At 66.0% G+C, this 17,188-nt stretch carries 12 protein-coding genes and 1 riboswitch; of the genes, 2 read left to right on the top strand and 10 right to left on the bottom strand.

Features of this window, described 5'->3' with window-relative positions; translation table 11 throughout:
• Nucleotides 1-73: 73 nt before the first annotated feature.
• Nucleotides 74-667 (bottom strand): TetR/AcrR family transcriptional regulator, encoded by a 594-nt coding sequence (locus G6N32_RS20225; RefSeq protein ID WP_115322036.1) that lies wholly within the window; start codon nt 665-667, stop codon nt 74-76.
• Nucleotides 667-1,896 (bottom strand): cytochrome P450, encoded by a 1,230-nt coding sequence (locus G6N32_RS20220; protein ID WP_115321561.1) that lies wholly within the window; start codon nt 1,894-1,896, stop codon nt 667-669. The genes G6N32_RS20225 and G6N32_RS20220 overlap by 1 nt, the downstream gene beginning before the upstream one ends.
• 689 nt (nt 1,897-2,585) lie before the next feature.
• Between G6N32_RS20220 and G6N32_RS29165 the strand changes: the two genes are divergently transcribed.
• Complete coding sequence (locus G6N32_RS29165) at nt 2,586-3,824, top strand: hypothetical protein (RefSeq protein WP_178059288.1); 1,239 nt, start codon at nt 2,586-2,588, stop codon at nt 3,822-3,824.
• A gap of 499 nt (nt 3,825-4,323) precedes the next feature.
• Here G6N32_RS29165 and G6N32_RS20210 read toward each other — a convergent pair whose 3' ends face one another.
• The 7 genes from G6N32_RS20210 to G6N32_RS20180 form a co-directional block, all read right to left on the bottom strand.
• Nucleotides 4,324-5,193 (bottom strand): C39 family peptidase, encoded by an 870-nt coding sequence (locus G6N32_RS20210; RefSeq protein WP_163789352.1) that lies wholly within the window; start codon nt 5,191-5,193, stop codon nt 4,324-4,326.
• Between the two features lie 936 nt (nt 5,194-6,129).
• On the bottom strand, nt 6,130-6,378 hold the full coding sequence (locus tag G6N32_RS20205; protein ID WP_115321558.1) for a hypothetical protein: 249 nt from the start codon (nt 6,376-6,378) through the stop codon (nt 6,130-6,132).
• A 240-nt stretch (nt 6,379-6,618) separates the two neighbouring features.
• Nucleotides 6,619-7,347: an MBL fold metallo-hydrolase gene (locus G6N32_RS20200; protein ID WP_237674114.1), complete on the bottom strand. Its 729-nt coding sequence runs from the start codon at nt 7,345-7,347 to the stop codon at nt 6,619-6,621.
• A 158-nt stretch (nt 7,348-7,505) separates the two neighbouring features.
• Nucleotides 7,506-7,571, bottom strand: a riboswitch (guanidine-III (ykkC-III) riboswitch).
• Nucleotides 7,572-7,632: 61 nt separating this feature from the next.
• A complete protein-coding gene (locus G6N32_RS20195; protein ID WP_115321556.1) occupies nt 7,633-10,500 on the bottom strand; it encodes an AfsR/SARP family transcriptional regulator in 2,868 nt (955 codons plus the stop codon).
• Between the two features lie 64 nt (nt 10,501-10,564).
• A complete protein-coding gene (locus tag G6N32_RS29160) occupies nt 10,565-11,776 on the bottom strand; it encodes a hypothetical protein (protein ID WP_163789350.1) in 1,212 nt (403 codons plus the stop codon).
• A 440-nt stretch (nt 11,777-12,216) separates the two neighbouring features.
• The gene (locus G6N32_RS20185; RefSeq protein WP_232077198.1) at nt 12,217-12,846 is read right to left on the bottom strand and encodes a TetR/AcrR family transcriptional regulator; all 630 of its coding nucleotides are present in this window, start codon (nt 12,844-12,846) and stop codon (nt 12,217-12,219) included.
• Nucleotides 12,830-14,152, bottom strand: a complete 1,323-nt coding sequence (locus tag G6N32_RS20180; RefSeq protein ID WP_115321554.1) for an aromatic ring-hydroxylating oxygenase subunit alpha — start codon at nt 14,150-14,152, stop codon at nt 12,830-12,832. The genes G6N32_RS20185 and G6N32_RS20180 overlap by 17 nt, the downstream gene beginning before the upstream one ends.
• A 104-nt stretch (nt 14,153-14,256) precedes the next feature.
• Between G6N32_RS20180 and G6N32_RS20175 the strand changes: the two genes are divergently transcribed.
• Nucleotides 14,257-16,017 carry an N-acyl-D-amino-acid deacylase family protein gene (locus G6N32_RS20175; RefSeq protein ID WP_115321553.1) on the top strand — a complete coding sequence of 587 codons (1,761 nt, stop codon included), beginning with the start codon at nt 14,257-14,259 and terminating at the stop codon, nt 16,015-16,017.
• 3 nt (nt 16,018-16,020) lie between these two features.
• Here the strand turns inward: G6N32_RS20175 and G6N32_RS20170 are convergent, their stop codons facing one another.
• Complete coding sequence (locus G6N32_RS20170) at nt 16,021-17,160, bottom strand: epoxide hydrolase family protein (RefSeq protein WP_115321552.1); 1,140 nt, start codon at nt 17,158-17,160, stop codon at nt 16,021-16,023.
• Nucleotides 17,161-17,188: the final 28 nt, after the last annotated feature.

The raw sequence follows: 17,188 nt of genomic DNA, 5'->3' as shown, positions 1-17,188 counted from the left end.
GTCCGTATCGGTGAGCGCTCAAGCGTCGCGTTGAGATCGCATCCAGAGCGAAGTATTTGCGAGATTCTCGCTCTCAGTGCGCTTTCAACGATGGGTTGGAGTCGCTGGGGCACACCATCGGAACGACGAACTCCTCGAGAATCGCCCGCTCGTCCTCGGCGTCGCGGCCGGGAAAGATCAGCAGCGACGTCAGCACCCGAACCAGCCAGCGGGCGCGTCGGTGGACGACCTCGGGATCGTCGGGCCGCAGCGACAACAGGAAGCCGGATGTCAGCGCCTGAATGACCTCGGACTGCTCGGCGATCTCCGCACCGATGGGCGAGTCGGCGGTAGCGAACCACGAAGACAGCGCCGGGCTTTCCCGCACCAGCGTCATCGACGTGGTGAGCCCGGTCAGTAGCCGCTCCCGCGGGTCGGGGATGCCGTCGATCAACTCGGTCAACTGCTCGTAGAGCCGGTAGGCCTCGCGGTGCACGTACGCGGTGTACAGCACCTCCCGGTTCTCGAAGTAGCGGTACAGCGTGGCTCGCGAACACCCTGCGGCACGGGCGATGTCATTCATCCCGACGCTTCGGACGTCGTTGCCTGCGAACAGCTCGCCGGCGGCGTCGAGGATGCGGTCGGTGGCCACCTCTGCCCGGCGCGAACTCAGCCAGTCGCCCGCCATCAGCCGCGCACCCGGAACGGCACCGACAGCGGCCGGCGCACATAACCGCCCCCGGCCCACACGATACCCGCCTCGTCGATCTCGAAATCCGGGCAGCGCGAGAGCAATTCGGTGAGTGTCACCCGCGCCTGCATGCGGGCGGCCGCCGCGCCGAGGCAGTGATGTGCGCCGTGGCTGAACGTGAGGATGTTGCGCGGACGCCGGGTGACGTCGAGTTCGCCGGCGTCCGGGCCGTATTGGCGTTCGTCGCGATTGGCCGACCCGTACAGCAGCAGCACCTTGCGTCCCGCCGGAATGGTCTTGCCGTGCAGTTCGACATCGCGGGTGGTGGTCCGGGCAAGTCCCTGCACCGGAGAGGTCAGCCGGAGCAGTTCGTCGACGGTGTCGGGGATCAGCTCCGGTTGCTCGACGAGCATGCGGCGCTGGTCGGGACGCTGATGCAGCAGCGGCATCGAACCGCCGAGCATGCCGGTGGTGGTGTCGTTACCGCCGGTGACCATGGTGAAGGTGAAGGCGAGCACCGACAGCGTCCCGGCGATGTCGCCGTCGGCGCCGACACCGGCGGCCACCAGGTGCGACACCGTGTCGTCTTCGGGCTCGCGCCTGCGCCGTTCGATCAGCTCGGAAAAATAGCCCATCATCGAACCGATGGCGTCGCTGACCGATCCCAGAGCGCTCAGTCCGCCGGCGTTCGCCGCGACGATCGCCTCGGTCCAGCCGTCGAACTGGTCGCGATCCTGCTCGGGGACGCCGAGATAGTGCGCGACGACCATTGACGGCAGCGGCTTGAACAACTCGGTGACGATGTCCCCGCCGCCGTCGGCGCGCAACCGTTCGATGCGCTCGACGACGAACTCGCGGACCTTGGGTTCGACGGCCTCGACCTGCCGCGGGGTGAAGCCGCGTGACACCAGCCTGCGGAACTCGGTATGCACGGGCGGATCCTGCATCACCATCGGCGGGTTGTCCTGCAGCCCAATCAGTTCCAGCTCGTTATAGTTGACGGTCAGGCCCTGGGCCGAGGAGAACGTCTCGTGGTCCCGGGCGGCGGCGAAGATGTCGGCGTGCCGGGACAGCACCCAGTAATCGTGGTCGGGGTTTTCCGGCACGACGTGGTGCACCGGATCGTGGTCACGCAGTGCCCGGTACATCGGCCAGCGATCACCCCAGGTCTCGGCGGTGGCCAGCTCGAAGCGGGCTTCGGCGTCGTGAGACACAACAGCGGTCATGTCTTATGGTTACGACAAGCCTAGGTTTGTGTCAAGAGTCGTGCCTGATTCCACATGACGTGGGCACACCCTCAGGGCTGCCGACGGGGCATTGCTGAAACTGCGGAACCACTCCGTTACCAGAACGCGGGGACGGCCTCTCTGCAAACCCTCTCTCGAGCGCGGCGCATCCATGTCAGCAACACAGCCCTGCAGTCGGCGGGCTGTGGTCGAGTCACCGCTGTGACGACGAGTCGTGCCGCAGTCGAACTCCGGCCGAGCAACAATCGAACAGTCGCGCGAGTCAATGAAGTTCCTTGACAGGCTAACTAGCAAAGCCATACATTCGACTCGCCCAACAGGTCGTTGGGTTTCAGCAATGGGAATTTCGGGCTCCCGTCGGTGTGCGATTGGAACCCGCATCCGGGGGGAGTTTCATGCCGTCGTCAGTCCGCTCATCCTTCGCCACCCTGACCCGAGTTTCGGCCTATTCGTACCTTGCCGCTGGCGTCACGGGTGCAGCCGCGGTCGCCGGGCTGGGCGTCGTTCTGTCGGCGGCTGCCGCTGAGTCGGCGCCGGCGACAGCGAATGTTCGCCTGGCTTCCGTGGACTCGATGATGCCTCTTGCGCCGGTGAATTGCGTTGTGAGCGAGCCGAGCTGCGGCGTTTCTCCGACATCGACTACGACACCTGCCATTGCCAACGCGGTGATGGCCTCGATAAGCATCCGTCCCATTGTTGGCGAGGGGGGCTGGCTCATCGGCGACGGTATCGATGCGGCAGACGATTGCGTGGGAGCGGCCTGCAACGGCGGCAACGGAGGACTGCTCTGGGGAAGCGGCGGTGACGGCGCCAACGGTGGCCGCGGGGGAGACGCGGGAATGCTGTTCGGTGATGGCGGCAAAGGCGGCGCCGGCCTCAACGCGGTTTATTCCGATACCCAACTCATCAGCGCCGCAACCGATGGCGGTAACGGCGGCCGAGGCGGTCTGTTCTTTGGCAATGGTGGCAGGGGTGGCGACGGCGGTAAGGACCAGAACTATCTCGACTCCGCTGTAGTGGCCGCCAACAACGCGACCGGAGCCTCCGGTGGAAACGGTGGTGCCGCAGGCTGGTTCGGCGGCGATGGTGGTAACGCCGGCTGGGGAGGTGACTCGTTCTCGCAGAATGGCAATGCCGTTGCCGGAACGGGCGGTCGGGGTGGCGCTGCCAATGTCGGCAGCGGTGGCCTCGGAGGCGACGGTGGCAACGCTGAGTCCGGGACCGGCGACGCAAATGGGGGCGCGGGCGGCGCCGGTGGCAAGTCCGTCAACGGCGGCGGTGGTGGAGGCGGCTGGGGTGGCGACGCTGCAGCGTACGCCCGTGGCAAGACCGCCCGAGGCGGGGCGGCCGGGTCTGGCGGTGCGACGGTCATGGGCGACGGCGGTGATGGCGGCCGAGGCGGCACAGGCTGGGGCCAGACAGATGCCGCTGCAGTCGGAGGCGCTGGCGGCGCAGGCGGCAGCACGGTGGTCGGCAATGGAGGTACCGGTGGTGGTGGCGGACTTGCCGACCCGGTGACTGCAAATGGAACCGGCGGTGCCGGGGGCCGCGGCGGCAACTCGGCCTTGGCGGGTACCGGCGGCGGCGGCGGCGGCGGGGGAGAAGCGTACGCCGAAGGCATCGACCAGCAATCGACATTTGGCACAGCCCAGGGCGGTAACGGCGGGGCTGGCGGCCATGGCGGCGTGATCGCAGGCATTGGAGGTAGCGGCGGCGATGGTGGCAATGCCAGTGTGCCGCCACTTAATTCGGGCGGGGAGGGTAATACCCCCATCGCCGGAACCGGTGGAGCGGGTGGCCGTGGCGGTGCTATCGCCGGCACTCCAGGCAAGGCTGGCAAAGATGGCCAGGCAACCCGGCGCGATGCCGATTCGTCGGCCAATCGATCCGCCGGATCTGCTAGGTAATCCGCCGGATCTGCTAGGTAAACAGCCCAGCTTTCGCCAGTCGGCACTGGGCCGGGTGACCGGTCCAGTGCCGACGGCATAACGCAACATGAACCCGTCTTGCCCATGACCGGTGTAAGCCGCGTAGCAAGAGGGAACAGCACCTCCGGTCGAAAACTGCAGCAGCTCGAGGTGGGACACTACCGGTCGTCATGGAGGACTCGCTTCATCGCCGAGGCACGCGTTGAGTCAGATCCATCCCCGGCGTGGTGTCTAGCCGCGAAGGAAGTGCTGCCGCTGCAGGAAAGTCAAGACATCGTGCCTTGAGCGCCGAACGTCGTCCACTGCTGTAATCGCGGCACACCGCAGCACCGTGGCCAGCCGCCAAACCGCTACTCTCACAACCGAATTACTCTTAGAGCCCACTTTGCGTTGGGTAGAGCACGAAGACCTCGACGTGATCGCGCGTTCACGCCGAGGTCTTCGCCAAGTCGCCGCTTATCCGCAAGCGAGCGTGCTGTCAGCGGAAGTGCACCAGGTGCTGGGCCTTCGCGGGGTCGTTGTTGTTGAGGTCGCCCATGGCGAAGGGGGTGTTCACAACCGAGTCCAGCGCATCCTTGCGCGGCATGTTGGCTACCCAGGCGGTTCGCGGTATCGGGTTTCCGGTCTGTTCGCCTGCGAAGATCAGGTAGGAGTCGGCCGACCACGCGCGAATGAACACGTCCAGGGGGATCTGTACGTCGCGGCCAACCGGCTGATTCGTTATGGGGTCTAGATCGTCGCCGAGGCCGCTGTCATTCAGATGAACGATGTTGTTGTTCGTATCGACGCCGATCACAACCACTGAGTGGTCTGCTGTCTTGACGTTGGGCGGCGGATCCTTTTTGTAGACCTCGGCCCAGACGACCGCGGAATCGATACCCACGATCACTGCCTTTTTTGGATCGTCGAGGGTGGACTTGAGATCCTCTAGCGCCTGGTTCGGATCCGTGTATCGGGTATACGTCGTCGTAATACCATGATTCGCCAAGAGCGCTCGAGCGTCCCCATCGTTGATTCCTGTGTCGCTATTCAAGCCGAGGTACATCGACTTGCCGGGCCCGCGGTTCACGCTTGGAGTGGTAGAGGCCTCGTACACGATCTGAGCCTCGCTGGGTGTCTTGCCGGTGAGCTGACCGATCACCATGGCTGTTGCCATCAAGGTGCAATTCATAGAGTGCTGGGAAACCCAGTATTTGGCGTTCGTCGTCGGGTCGCCGTACATCCGCCCTTGCTCGAGATCGCGGACGGCTGAACCGACCGAGTCGACGACGGTCTGCGGACTTGGTGCCGGCAAGGTCGGTGTTGTGGCCGGCGTGGTGGTGGGCGCCGCGACGACGTTCAGGACCACTCTGCGTTTGGCTTGTCCGACGCCGCTGGGTCGCAAAGTCACACTGGCGCGCGTGAGTGATGCACGATTGGACGCGTTTGCGGCCGTAGAGTCAGGCGCCGCAACGCTTTCAGCCGGTGCGGACGAACCCGTCGCGGACTCTGAGGAGCGAGTCGCTCCCGGTTGGGAGGAACGCGGGCGCTCTCTCTTGGCTGCCGGCTTGGATGACGATGCCTGACTGCTGGCGCTCGGCCCCGACGACGACGTGTTCTCCGATGGGGACGCCGTGGCCGTAGCCGCGGTCGCGCCGGCAACCGCGAGACCAACCCCGACTGCAAAAGCAAACGTGCCGACATGTGCAAGAGACTTCGCTGAGCGCATTAGCGCAACCCCCAGAAAGGTGAAATCCGCAGCGCCTGTCGACGCTGAGCCTGGTTGACCCGAGTGCAACTTATCACCGAAAGATGCTGATCGGTAGTGGCTTTTCCATGCTCGACACTAGGAATGTTCCGCCCGTTCTCACTCGATTCGAGAGGAACGTGGTTCTTGCCCTCGCTTGCTTGTGCGGGTAGCGGATATAGCGGGCAACCACTCCGTGGTGCGAGAGGGCTAATAAGCTCGGTTAACTTGAATGCGTCAGCCGAGAGGGTGTGATAGCGCGGCAGCACCTTGTTTCGGCCTGGCGCCCGGCATCTAGCAGAGGGAGTGGACGGGCTCAGTCTTAACCGGATGCCGGACGTCGGCGTCACCATGACAGCGCAGCGACGGAGCATCAATTGCTGTGTCAATCAACGCTATTCCGATTCTTGGCGTAGCTGCTCCGCCGACTTCCCCGCCCACCGAGTGTCCGGTGGCGCGAGCGTTGCGTTGACGGCGACTCCGTCGTGGGTTTCGCGACCGCCGCGCCAGTGGCCGGGGTGACTCGCAGAGGACCCCGGGCACTGACGGCTGATCTGCCTACCGATTGTCGGTGCTGAACAGGTACCACCCGCCGTCGCCCGGACCGCAGTACCAGTACGGGTAGGCACGGTCGAAGCCCGGATCGTTCCAGACGAGTGGCGCGTCCGCCTGGCATTCGCCCTCGGTGGCCCAATGCCACGGGACTCCGTTGGCGTCGGTCTCCAGGTAATCAGTGGCGTTGGCCGTACCTGCTGCCCCCATCAACCCCCCGAACGCCAACGCAGCCACCGCGATTGCCTTCTTCATTACATCCCCCCTGTGGAGTTTTTGTCAGTTTGCTGAGGGCATGCTAACCCACAGATCCGCGCGGAGGTTGAAATCAAGACTTCAGAATGGCTTGGGTGCGTTGGTCTTCCCCGAGCGACTCGGCCAGATCCGTGATCGCATCGAACGCTTCTCGATGTGCTGCGCCGTCGACGCGTCGGCGGGGGCGAAGCGGATCAGCGGATGGGTGCTGCCGTCGCTGCACGCGGCAGTCGCCGAGAACTACTCATCCTCGGGCCACAGAATGAATTCATCGCAGACGTACCGAACGGGCTCAGGGCCGGCGTCGCGCAAAGCGGTCTGGACCGTGCGCAGATGCTCGACGGTCATTTCCAGCGGCGGTTCGTCGGGCTGAAAGGAGGTCAAGACGGGATAGTCCACTCCCGCGGTTCTCGTCATCTCGATGTGACACCCGATCACGTGGGTTATCGGGTGGGAGTCACAGAACGCGACCAAGCGGTCGACGCTGAGGGTAAACGCTTGCCAGTCAACGATATAGAGACGGCCGCGGTAGATTGTGTCGCCGGTGAACAAGATGCCGGTCATGCGGTCGTAGAACGTGACCGCTGAGTCCTGATGGCCGGGCGTGGCGAGAACATCGAGGGCGCGATCCCCGAGATCCACCGTCTTGACCGCATCAGGTTCAGCGGCGAAACCGAAATAGTTCCACGCCGTGCTCTTGTCGGCCGGCACAAGCACCGTGGCGGGGCGGCCGGCGAACTGGTGGTCGCCGGCGACGTGGTCATCGTGCGAGTGAGTGTGAAGTATCAGCAGCTCGTACTCTTGCCGCCCTGCGCGGCCGCGACGGCTGGTCCACCGTTCGATCAGTTCGTCCACCACCGCCCGCAACGGAAAGAACTCCGGCGATGCGGTCGCGCCCGTGTCGAGAAGCACAGCACGGTCGCGTCCGAAGAGCAGGAACATGAACGGCGCTTCGTAGTCGATGGCCATGTTCTGGCGCAAGATGACTGTGTCGTCGTCGTACCAATGGATCTGTATGTCGGGATCCGCGTTGTGCTTTGCGGAGATCGAACCGTGGATCCATCGCACATCCAGTGGTCGCGCTGCAGGTACGTGGCGCAGATCGCTGACAGGCATCAACCCTCCAAGGTGCGTCGTCTTAACGAGCCGGGTACGGCGCACATCTCGTCCGGGGAAGCGCTGTCGCGCATCGACAGCTGTGGACGCTAGCACCTGTCTGTGCGATGCGTCGAGCGGCAGGAAACGGTTTGTCTCTCAGACGTATCGGCGCAATGCGATTTTGGCCAGTGCTACGGCGTCGTGTCCGTTCGAAGCCGGGGTCGCGTCCCGTTCGGTTGCGGCTGGCCGTGCGAGCGGGGGTTCACGGCCGGCCTCGACGAGTGCCCGGTGCAGAGCCGCAGCTTCCCCGTGAGCGCCTAGACGTGCGAGAAGGCGCGTCACATCCGCCAGCGTATCCCACTGGTAGGAGCCGATACCTGCGCTGCCGAACTCCCAATGGTCGACGAGGTCGGCGAAAATCCCTGCGGCGGCGACCGGGTCGCCGTGCACAGCGCGGATCGCGGCATCTTCGGCGCAAGCGACACCGATCAGCCAGTTGTTGACTACACCGGCGGCGAGCTCACGGGCTTGCTCGAACAACGTCATCGCCCGCTCGGGCTGGGTAGGGGCCAGCGCCCGTCCGAGCGCGCACAGCGCCATCGCCCGGACCGTGGGATTGGCAACCCTATCGGCGACTTGCATCGCCTCGTTGCCGGCGGCCAGACCCGCGCCGGGATCGCGCAGCGCCGCATGGCACACGGTGATGTTGTACAGGACCCAGACCAATCGGTGCGGATCGGTCGCCACGCGGGCGGCGATCAGCTCGCGCTGGTAATGCTCCAGAGCCGCAGCCGGGTCGCCTTCGTAGAGTGCGATATCGGCGAGGATGTCGGTGGGATCAGCGCAATAGGAGACGTCGGCACTCGCCGACCGCTGCGGGACCAGCGCGACCAGTTGTCGTGCACGGTGATAGCGCCCGGCGAACCATGCTGCGCGCGCTGCGGTTCCGACCGCGGCGGAATACAACGGATGATCCTCGTCGGCGATCTGCACTATTTTCTCGGCCCACTCACCGCAATGCACTCCGATGCGCATGAACATGACCTCGGGCAGTGAGATGACCAGTCGCAGCGCGCGGTCGACGTCACCGACGGTGACCATCGTCTCGAACGCTGAGCGCAGGTTGTCGTAGTCCGGTGTGGTGTATCTGGCCGGTTCGGTGACGAACCGTGCGATCCACTCCGCCTCCTGCGCACCTCTGACTCCGGCAGCGGCCGCAGCGATGAGGTCGGTGAAATAGTGCGCATGGCGCGTGGTCGTCTCGGCAAGGCGCCCCGTGTCCGCAAGACGTTCGCGCCCATAGGCGCGCAGTGTCTCGAGCAGTCGATAGCGGGTGGCGCCGGGGCCGGTCTCCACCTCCACCATGGACTTGTCGACCAGTCCCATCAGCAGTTCGACGGAATCGTCTTCGCTCATCCGAGGTTCGGCGCACACCGCGTGTACCGCGTCGAGATCGAATCCGCCCGCGAACACCGACAGGGTCGCGAACAGCGTCTGCTCCTGATCCGACAGCAGCTGATACGACCAGTCGATCGTTGCGGTCAGGTTCTGGTGACGTGGATGAGCGCCGTTCACCCGGCCGCTGAGCAGTCGCAGTCGATCGAGGCGGCGCACGACATCGGCAGTCGACATCGCGCGCATCCGAGCCGCCGCGAGCTCGATAGCCAGCGGCAACCCGTCGAGCCGACGGCAGATATCGGCGACCGCCCCCGTTCGCTCGCGCTCGGGATCGAAGTCCGGCCGGCTGGCTCTGGCTCGTTCCACGAACAACGTGGTGGCCGCGTCTTCGGTGAGCGGCCTGACCGGTACCACCTGCTCGCCTCCAGCCCCCAATGATTCCCGGCTCGTGGCAAGAACTTTCACGTCAGGACAGTGTGTGGTGATCCGGTCCATGAGCAGAGCAGCCTGGGGCAGGACGTGTTCACAATTGTCCACCACCAGCAGCATGCGCTGCCGCTGCAGGAACTCGATGAGTGCGTCGTCAGGGCGCAGATCCGCGCCGGGCTGAAATCGAAGGGCAGCGCACATCGCGCGACTCACGGCTGCCCCATCGTCCAACGGGACCAGTTCGACGATGACCACACCGTCGGCGAATCGGTCTGCCGCCTCCTGCGCGACCGCCAGTGCCAGCCTGGTCTTGCCGACGCCCCCGACGCCGGTGAGAGTGACCAGTGCGCTCTCGTCGAGCGCGGTGAGCGTTGTGCGCACATCACCGGCGCGGCCGATGAGCCGCGTTGGCCGCCTTGGTATATGCCGACCAAGGGTCGAGGGCCACGGCCCTACCGGCGATCCAGCGTCACGGTGCAGGATCTGAACGTACACCGCCTCCAGTGCGGGACTAGGGTCGACGCCGAGCTCGTTACCCAGGCGTTCGCGCATGAGCCGGTAGGTCTCGAGGGCATGGTCCTGCCGGCCGCTGCGATACTGCGCAAGCATCAGTTGACCGGCGACCCGCTCATCGAGCGGATGGGTCTGCGCTGTCTCCAACAGCTCACCGAAAATTTCCGCGTGCCGACCCGCGCGCAAGGCGGCGTCATTGCGATCAAGAAACACGGAAAACCGTTCAGCAGCAAGCGAACTGCGCAGCTGATTGGCCCAGGGTGTGTCGATTGCAGACAGTGGCTCGCCTGTCCACATGTCGAGCGCGTTGTTGAACAGCGTCACCGCGTCTACGGGGATCTGAGTCTTTCGGGCGTCGCGAACCTGGTGCCGAAAGCGATGCAGATCTACTGACTGCTCATCGGCTTGCAGCATATAACCGCCGGGTCCGCGGGTGATGCGTGCCTCGCCGACTCCGGTAAACGAACGGCGTAGCCGAGAGACATACGCGGCCAGAGCATTACGCGCCTTCGCAGGCGGAGTGTCAGCCCATACCCGGTCGATGAGGACATCTGGAGGCACCGGGCGGTTCAGGTCGACCAGCAGACAGAGCAGCACGCAGCGTTGTCGGATGTGACCGATGTCCACCCGGCGCTCATCGACATGCGCGTCGACCTCGCCGAGCATCCGAAACAACAGCCCCACGCCCTACAGGTTTCACCATTGGCGACCACACGGCAATCAGCCGATCGTCAGCTCACCTCCACCACTACGTCGGCTTTCGGCCCTTGCCTGCAGTGCCGCTGGCGCCGTTGGCCGTCTTGCCGAGGCCGCCCGGCCCACCCAAGCCGGCCAGCCCGCCGGGCCCGGCGTTGCCGCCGTTGCCACCACCACCGCCGATCCCGGGACCGTTGGTCGACCGGCCTTGGCCGCCTTGGCCGCCGGTCCCGCCCGAGGAGAGCAGCCCCCCGTTTCCGCCTGTCCCGCCCTGGCCACCGAAGCCCTGACCGTCGGTGCTCTGCGCATTGCCGCCGAAGCCGCCATTGCCGCCCGCGCCCGCCTGGAACCCGCCATTACCGCCGGTGCCGCCGTTGCCGGCTTCGGTCAGCGTTCCACCGTTGGCGTTGCCGCCGGAACCGCCGTTGCCGCCATTGCCTCGCACGACAGTGTTGCCACCCTGACCGCCAGACCCGCCCGTGGCGCTCGTCTTGCCCAATGCTGAGCCGCCGGTACCGCCGTTGCCTGCGGCACCGAGGTAGGAGTCGCCACCTCGTCCACCCGCACCCCCGAATCCGGCGCTGTTCGTGCTGACCGCTTTGCCACCGTTTCCGCCGTTGCCGCCCCTGCCGGAAAACAACCCTGACCGGCCGCCGTCGCCGCCCTTGCCGCCGCCGGCCGACTCGACGCCGTTGGTGCCGCTGCCGCCCTGGCCGCCGTTACCGCCGTTGCCCGCCAACACTCCGGCGGCGCCCCCCTTACCGCCGGCGCCGCCGGCGCCCAGAAAGTTGGTGCCGGCGTCCGCTCCGGCTCCGCCGTTTCCGCCGTTGCCGAACACACCGGCACTGCCGCCGTCGCCGCCGCCGCCTGCTCCTTTTGCGTTTCCGCCGTTGCCGCCATTCCCGCCGAGGAGCCCGCCGCGGCCGCCGTCGCCGCCGCTGCCGAGAACGGTCGCCGAGCCGCCGTTGCCGCCGTTGCCGAACAGCAGACCGCCCCGACCACCGTTCTGGCCAGGGCCGCCGTCGGCGCCGTTGCCGATCAACAGACCGGCGTTCTCGCCCGGTTCGTCCCCGTTGCTGATGAAGATGGCGATGAAGTCGCGGACCGGATTGGCGGCGGCAGCGTGATCGATGACCGCTGCCGGGCGAGGTTGCGCCGCAGCATGATTGCGATGGAAGCGCCGCGGCGCTGTCGGCAACGTCGTCGGGCGGGGGAGGGCGGCGAATAACGTTGTGACGGTGCGGCCGCGCCCGAGTGCGGACACTGCCGGGGCTGACGTCGATCCCCGGCCGGGTCCCGATCGCGACACCACGAGAAGTGACGATCGCTGTCCCGCGCGCGGGCTTTCTGGTGACGGTGGAAACGCTGGCGACAGAGGTGTCGCGGGAGCAGCGTCGTCGTGCACCACGATGCGTAGGTGTGCCTGGTGTAGCCCCACTTGGTAGTGGTTCGGGGCGAGTGCAATCTCCGCGCCGAGGAGTGCGGTCAGTACCCCGATCCGTGCAACCGGGGCGATGTAGTGGTCAAACATCGGTGTCTTCGCCGACTTTCGTCTCAAGTTGAGTTCGGGGCGGGGAGACGGTGTTCGCAGCACACCGCGTTGCCCGGGACCTACCGACTGTGGGGCACCGTTGTTCGGCGGGTGTGAAGCATTCGTGAAATGGCCAGGTGGAAGGCTGTTTGCCCCCGAAACATCACACGAAGCTACGAGTCGCTGGGACCTTTGGGCAGCGTCGCCAGTAGGGCAGCGAGGCCGTATTCGAAAACGGCGTCGTAGTCGGTCGGTGATTGCAGCGCGCGGACCAGGTCACGGTCCGGCCAGTCGTCGGCCCACAGCGTGGGGTCTTCCTCGTCGTGCTTGGGACCGCGCACCGCCGAGAACTGCATGATGGCCGACGATATGACGTGAACCTCGATGGCCCGCAACACCAGCGCTGCGCCGGTTCCGGTGACACCCAGGCGGGCGAGTTCGGTCGCCAGGCGCTGCTGCACCGGCAGGAACAACGCCGGGGTGCGGTTGCGCTCGTGGGCTATGCCGAGCAGGTGCTGGCGGTCGATGAGTGCGCGGCGCTGTGCGCGGGCAAGGGCGGCGATGCGCTCGGCGGGGTCGTCGGCGTCGGCGGGCAAGGCCGCCATATCGCCGACCAGGCGTTCGACGAGACTGTCGAGCAGCTTGTCCCGACCGCCGACATGCCAGTAGATCGAGGTGACCGCGACACCGAGTTGCTCGGCGAGTCCGCGCATCGTGAACGCGTCGACGCCGTCGTGCTCGATCATCCTGGCTGCCGCGTCCAGGATGGACTCCGCGGTGACCGGGTCAGGACTTCGGGCCACCGGGTTCACCTCCGGTCATGCGGTCAGCTTCCGGGAGGTCGAGGTAGCGCTCGAGGTTGCGGTGCAGGTTGATCACGCGCCGCTCCTCATTGGACAGTGTCACATGGGTGAAGCCCGGTTGACGCAGCCCACGTTGGAGACCGGCCAATACTGAAATATCCTGCGTCAGAACCAGACCCGGATGAGCCTCGTCGGCGCTCATGCGCACGTCGATTGGGCGGGTACGTGGTGCACCCGGCGCCATCCGGCTCCATAAGTACATGACGAGCTCACCGTGTTCGGGATCGGGGCCAGGGTGTGAGGTCATCACCGTCAGGTGGTCGGCGTTGGTCAGCAACGTCAGGTTGGGAAACACGTTGTACTGGTGTAGCAACATGATTTGCTCGGTGCTGGCCCAACCGAGGTCGACCCCGCGACTCGCCGCGAACTCCCTTGTGCGGGCGGCAATCACATCAGGTACCGAATCTCCCCCTGGGTACGGCGTGCCCTCCTCGACGCCCATCAGCGTGCCCTGAGTGGCCACGTACGCGTCCCAGACGTCGTTGTCGGAGATGGGTTCCTTCAGGTGCGGGCTCGGCACTCCGTAGAATTGCTCCGACTTTCCGGTGTGACCCCAGATCTGTTGCGGTGCAAAGACATCATCCATGCACCGGTGCAGTTCGGGGTGCAGCGTCTGGATGTGGTAGGTCTCGCTGTAGCCGTCGGCGATCGTCTTCCAGTTGGCGTCGACCTCGATCGTCATCGTGGCGTAGCAGCGGAAATCCTCGAGCCGGTTCCATGCGATGTCGGCGGGCATCGCCTCCAGATAGTCGCCGAGAGGCATCGCGGCGGCGTCGAGGTTGACGAACACCAGCCCCGCCCAGACATCGACTGAAGCAGCGACGAGAGGGTAGTCCTCCATGCGCAGCGCGCCGAAACCCTTGCGGTTGGGCACGCGCTTCAGCGCCCCGGCGAGGTCCCACGTCCAGCCGTGGTAGCCGCACCGCAGCTCGCGCAGCTCCGAGCCGGCGCCCGTGCACAGCGAATTACCGCGGTGCCGACAGACGTTCTGGAATGCTCGCAGCTGCGTGTCGTCACGGACGATCAGGACCGAATATGGCCCGCACCGATATTCGAAGTAATCACCCGGCTCCGCGACATGATCGAGCGTGCAGGCGAGCTGCCAGATGCGCGGCCACAGATGGTCGTTCTCGAGGCGGGCGAACTCGGGGGAGTAGTAGCGCGCGGCGGGCACGCGGGTCGGGCCGGCCGGAGGCGGCCCGATCGCGTCTTCGCGTCGAACATCGTGCGCCGTGTGCGTCACCATGCGCCTCCTTGCGAAATCTTCTCCAAACGGTATTACACCCGGCCCTGTAACGGTGTTACATTGGCGAACGGAATCCCATGGACATCGTGTGTCGAGGAGCAGCCATGTTCGACCTCAAGATCACCGGCGGGACCGTCGTCGACGGCACGGGCGCCGACCGTTTCGTCGCCGACGTGGCCGTCAAGGACGGGAAGATCGTGGAGGTGCGGCGCCGCAGCGCGTCCGACGCGCCGCTGGCAGGCGAGGCCGCCGAAACCATCGACGCCACAGGCAAAGTCGTGGCACCCGGGTTCGTCGACATCCACACGCACTATGACGGTCAGGTCAGCTGGGACAGCCTGCTCGAACCGTCCAGTAACCACGGCGTCACCACCATCGTCACCGGCAACTGCGGCGTCGGTTTCGCGCCGGTGCGACCCGGCTCCGAGCAGTGGCTGATCGAGCTGATGGAGGGCGTCGAGGACATTCCCGGCAGCGCGCTCACCGAGGGCATGACCTGGGGGTGGGAGAGCTACCCCCAGTACCTCGACGTGATCGGCAAGGGCAACTACGCCGTCGACGTCGGCAGCCAGGTCGCGCACGGATCGGTGCGGGCCTACGCGATGGGCGAGCGGGGAGCCCGCAACGAGCCAGCGACTCCCGACGACATCGAGGCAATGGGCCGTCTGGTTCGTGAAGCCATCGAAGCCGGGGCGCTCGGGTTCTCGACGTCGCGCACGCTCGGCCACCGCGCCATGGACGGTGAGCCAGTGCCGGGCACCTTCGCCGCCGAGGACGAGTTGTTCGGCCTGGGCCGGGCGATGGCGGCCGGTGGTCAGGCCGTCTTCGAACTTGCGCCGCAGGGTGTGGCCGGCGAGGACATCATCGCGCCGAAGAAGGAATTGGAGTGGATGCAGCGCCTCGGCGCCGAGATCGACCGGCCCATCTCCTTCGGCCTGATCCAGGTCGATGCCGCACCCGACCTGTGGCGCGAGCAGATGGACATCTCGGCAGCCGCGCACGCCGCGGGCGCCCGGCTCTACCCGCAGATCGCGGCGCGCCCGTTCGGCATGCTGTTCGGCTTCCCGGGCCACCACGCCTTCACCCATCGCCCGACCTTCCGAAAGCTGAAGGGGGAGTTGGGTCGTGAGGAGCTCGCACACCGGCTCGCCGACCCGGCGGTCAAGGCTGCGATCCTCGGTGAGGACGACCTGCCGCCCGACCCCAACAAGCTGTTCGACAACATGAACATCCTCGTTCAGTACGCCTTGGGTCGGATCTACCACCTTGGCGACCCGCCGGACTACGAGCCCACCGACGAGCGCACGGTCGAGAAGATCGCCGCCGACCGCGGCGAGGACCCGCTGGCCACGCTGTACGACCTCATGCTGGAGGCCGACGCCACCAACATGCTGATGCTGCCGTTCTTCAACTACTCGTACGGCAACTGCGACGCCATCCACGAGATGCTGACCCACCCGGCCGGTGTCGTCGGGCTGTCCGACGGTGGTGCGCACTGCGGAATGATCTGCGACGCTTCCTATCCCACGTTCCTGCTGACCCACTGGGCCCGCGATCGGCATCGTGGTGCGAAGCTGCCGCTGGAGCATCTGATCCGCAAGCAGACCCACGACACGGCGCAGCTGTTCGGCCTCAGTGACCGCGGCGTCATCGGTGTCGGCAAGAAGGCCGACCTCAACGTCATCGACATGGACGCGCTGCGGTTGCATCCGCCGAAAATGGCTTACGACCTGCCGGCCGGCGGAAATCGGTTGGTGCAAGGCGCGTCCGGCTACGCCGCGACGATCGTCAGCGGCACCGTCACGCGCCGCGACGGCGTCGACACCGGCGCGCGTCCGGGCCGGCTGGTCCGCGGGGCCCGCTGAACGCTAGCTGAACACGCCCAACTCGTCGAGCACGTCGGCGTAGGCGAGCACGTCCGCGGCGAACAGCTGCGGCTGCTCGAACGCCGCGAAGTGGCCACCGCGGTCCTGGATCGTGTAGTGCACCAGGTGATAGTGCTTGTGCGCCCACACTTTCGGGATTCGCACCAGCTCTTGCGGGTAGACCGCGTAACCGGTCGGGACGTCGACCCGGCCCGACCACGGGCTCAGCGCACCGGTGCCGGCGTGGGCCGCCTCGTAGTACAGTCGCGCAGCCGAGGTCGCGGTACCGGTCAGCCAGTACATCATGAGATTGTCGATCAGCCGGTCGGTGCGGATCGGCATCCCGCCGCGGACGTCGCTCCAGGCATGGAACTTCTCCAGGATCCAGCCGGCCAGGCCCACCGGCGAATCCTCGAGTCCGTAGCCGAGTGAATGTGGCCGGGTGCCTTGGATTTCCATGTACGCGGTGCCTTCGGCCATCCGCTCGGCGGAGGCGATGAATGCGGCCATCTCTTCCTCGGTGACACCGTCCATCGCGTCGGGACCCTCGGCGGACGCGAAGAGCATGTTGGTGTGGATGGCGACCGCGCGATCCGGGTAGTGCTCGCCGAGGTATCGCACGACCAGAGCACCCCAGTCGCCGCCCTGAGCCAGGAAGCGCTGGTAACCCAGTTGCGTCATCACCTCGGCGACCGCTGCCGCAACAACCGAGGTGTCGACGCCGCGTTGGGTGGTCGGGCCGGAGAACCCGTATCCGGGCATCGAGATCACCACGACGTGGAACCGCTCGTGCAGCATCGGCAGGGCGTCGAGGAATTCGATGATCGAACCCGGCCAGCCGTGTACGAGCACCAACGGGATGGCCTCGCTGTTGGCGGACCTGCGGTGCAGGAAGTGGACGTGCTGACCGGCAGCGTGGGTCACGAACGACCCGACGGCGTTGATCTCGGCTTCGGTTGCCCGCCAGTCGTACTCGTCACGCCACCGGTTGACGAAAGCCTTCAGGAACGACTGATCGGTGCCGTAATCCCAGCCACTGCCGGGCAGTTCGGCCGGAAATCGGGCGGATTCGAGGCGGCGGCGCAGGTCGTCGAGATCGGCTTGCGGAACCGCGATCTCGAACTGCGTGGGGGAGTGAGTCATCGCCGTCCACCCTAGCCAGGCGGGACCT

Source organism: Mycolicibacterium aichiense, from assembly GCF_010726245.1.
In the GTDB taxonomy this organism is placed as follows: Bacteria; Actinomycetota; Actinomycetes; order Mycobacteriales; family Mycobacteriaceae; genus Mycobacterium; species Mycobacterium aichiense.
Note: the sequence above shows the minus strand (reverse complement) of the source record. Positions and strands in the feature narration are given on the sequence as shown.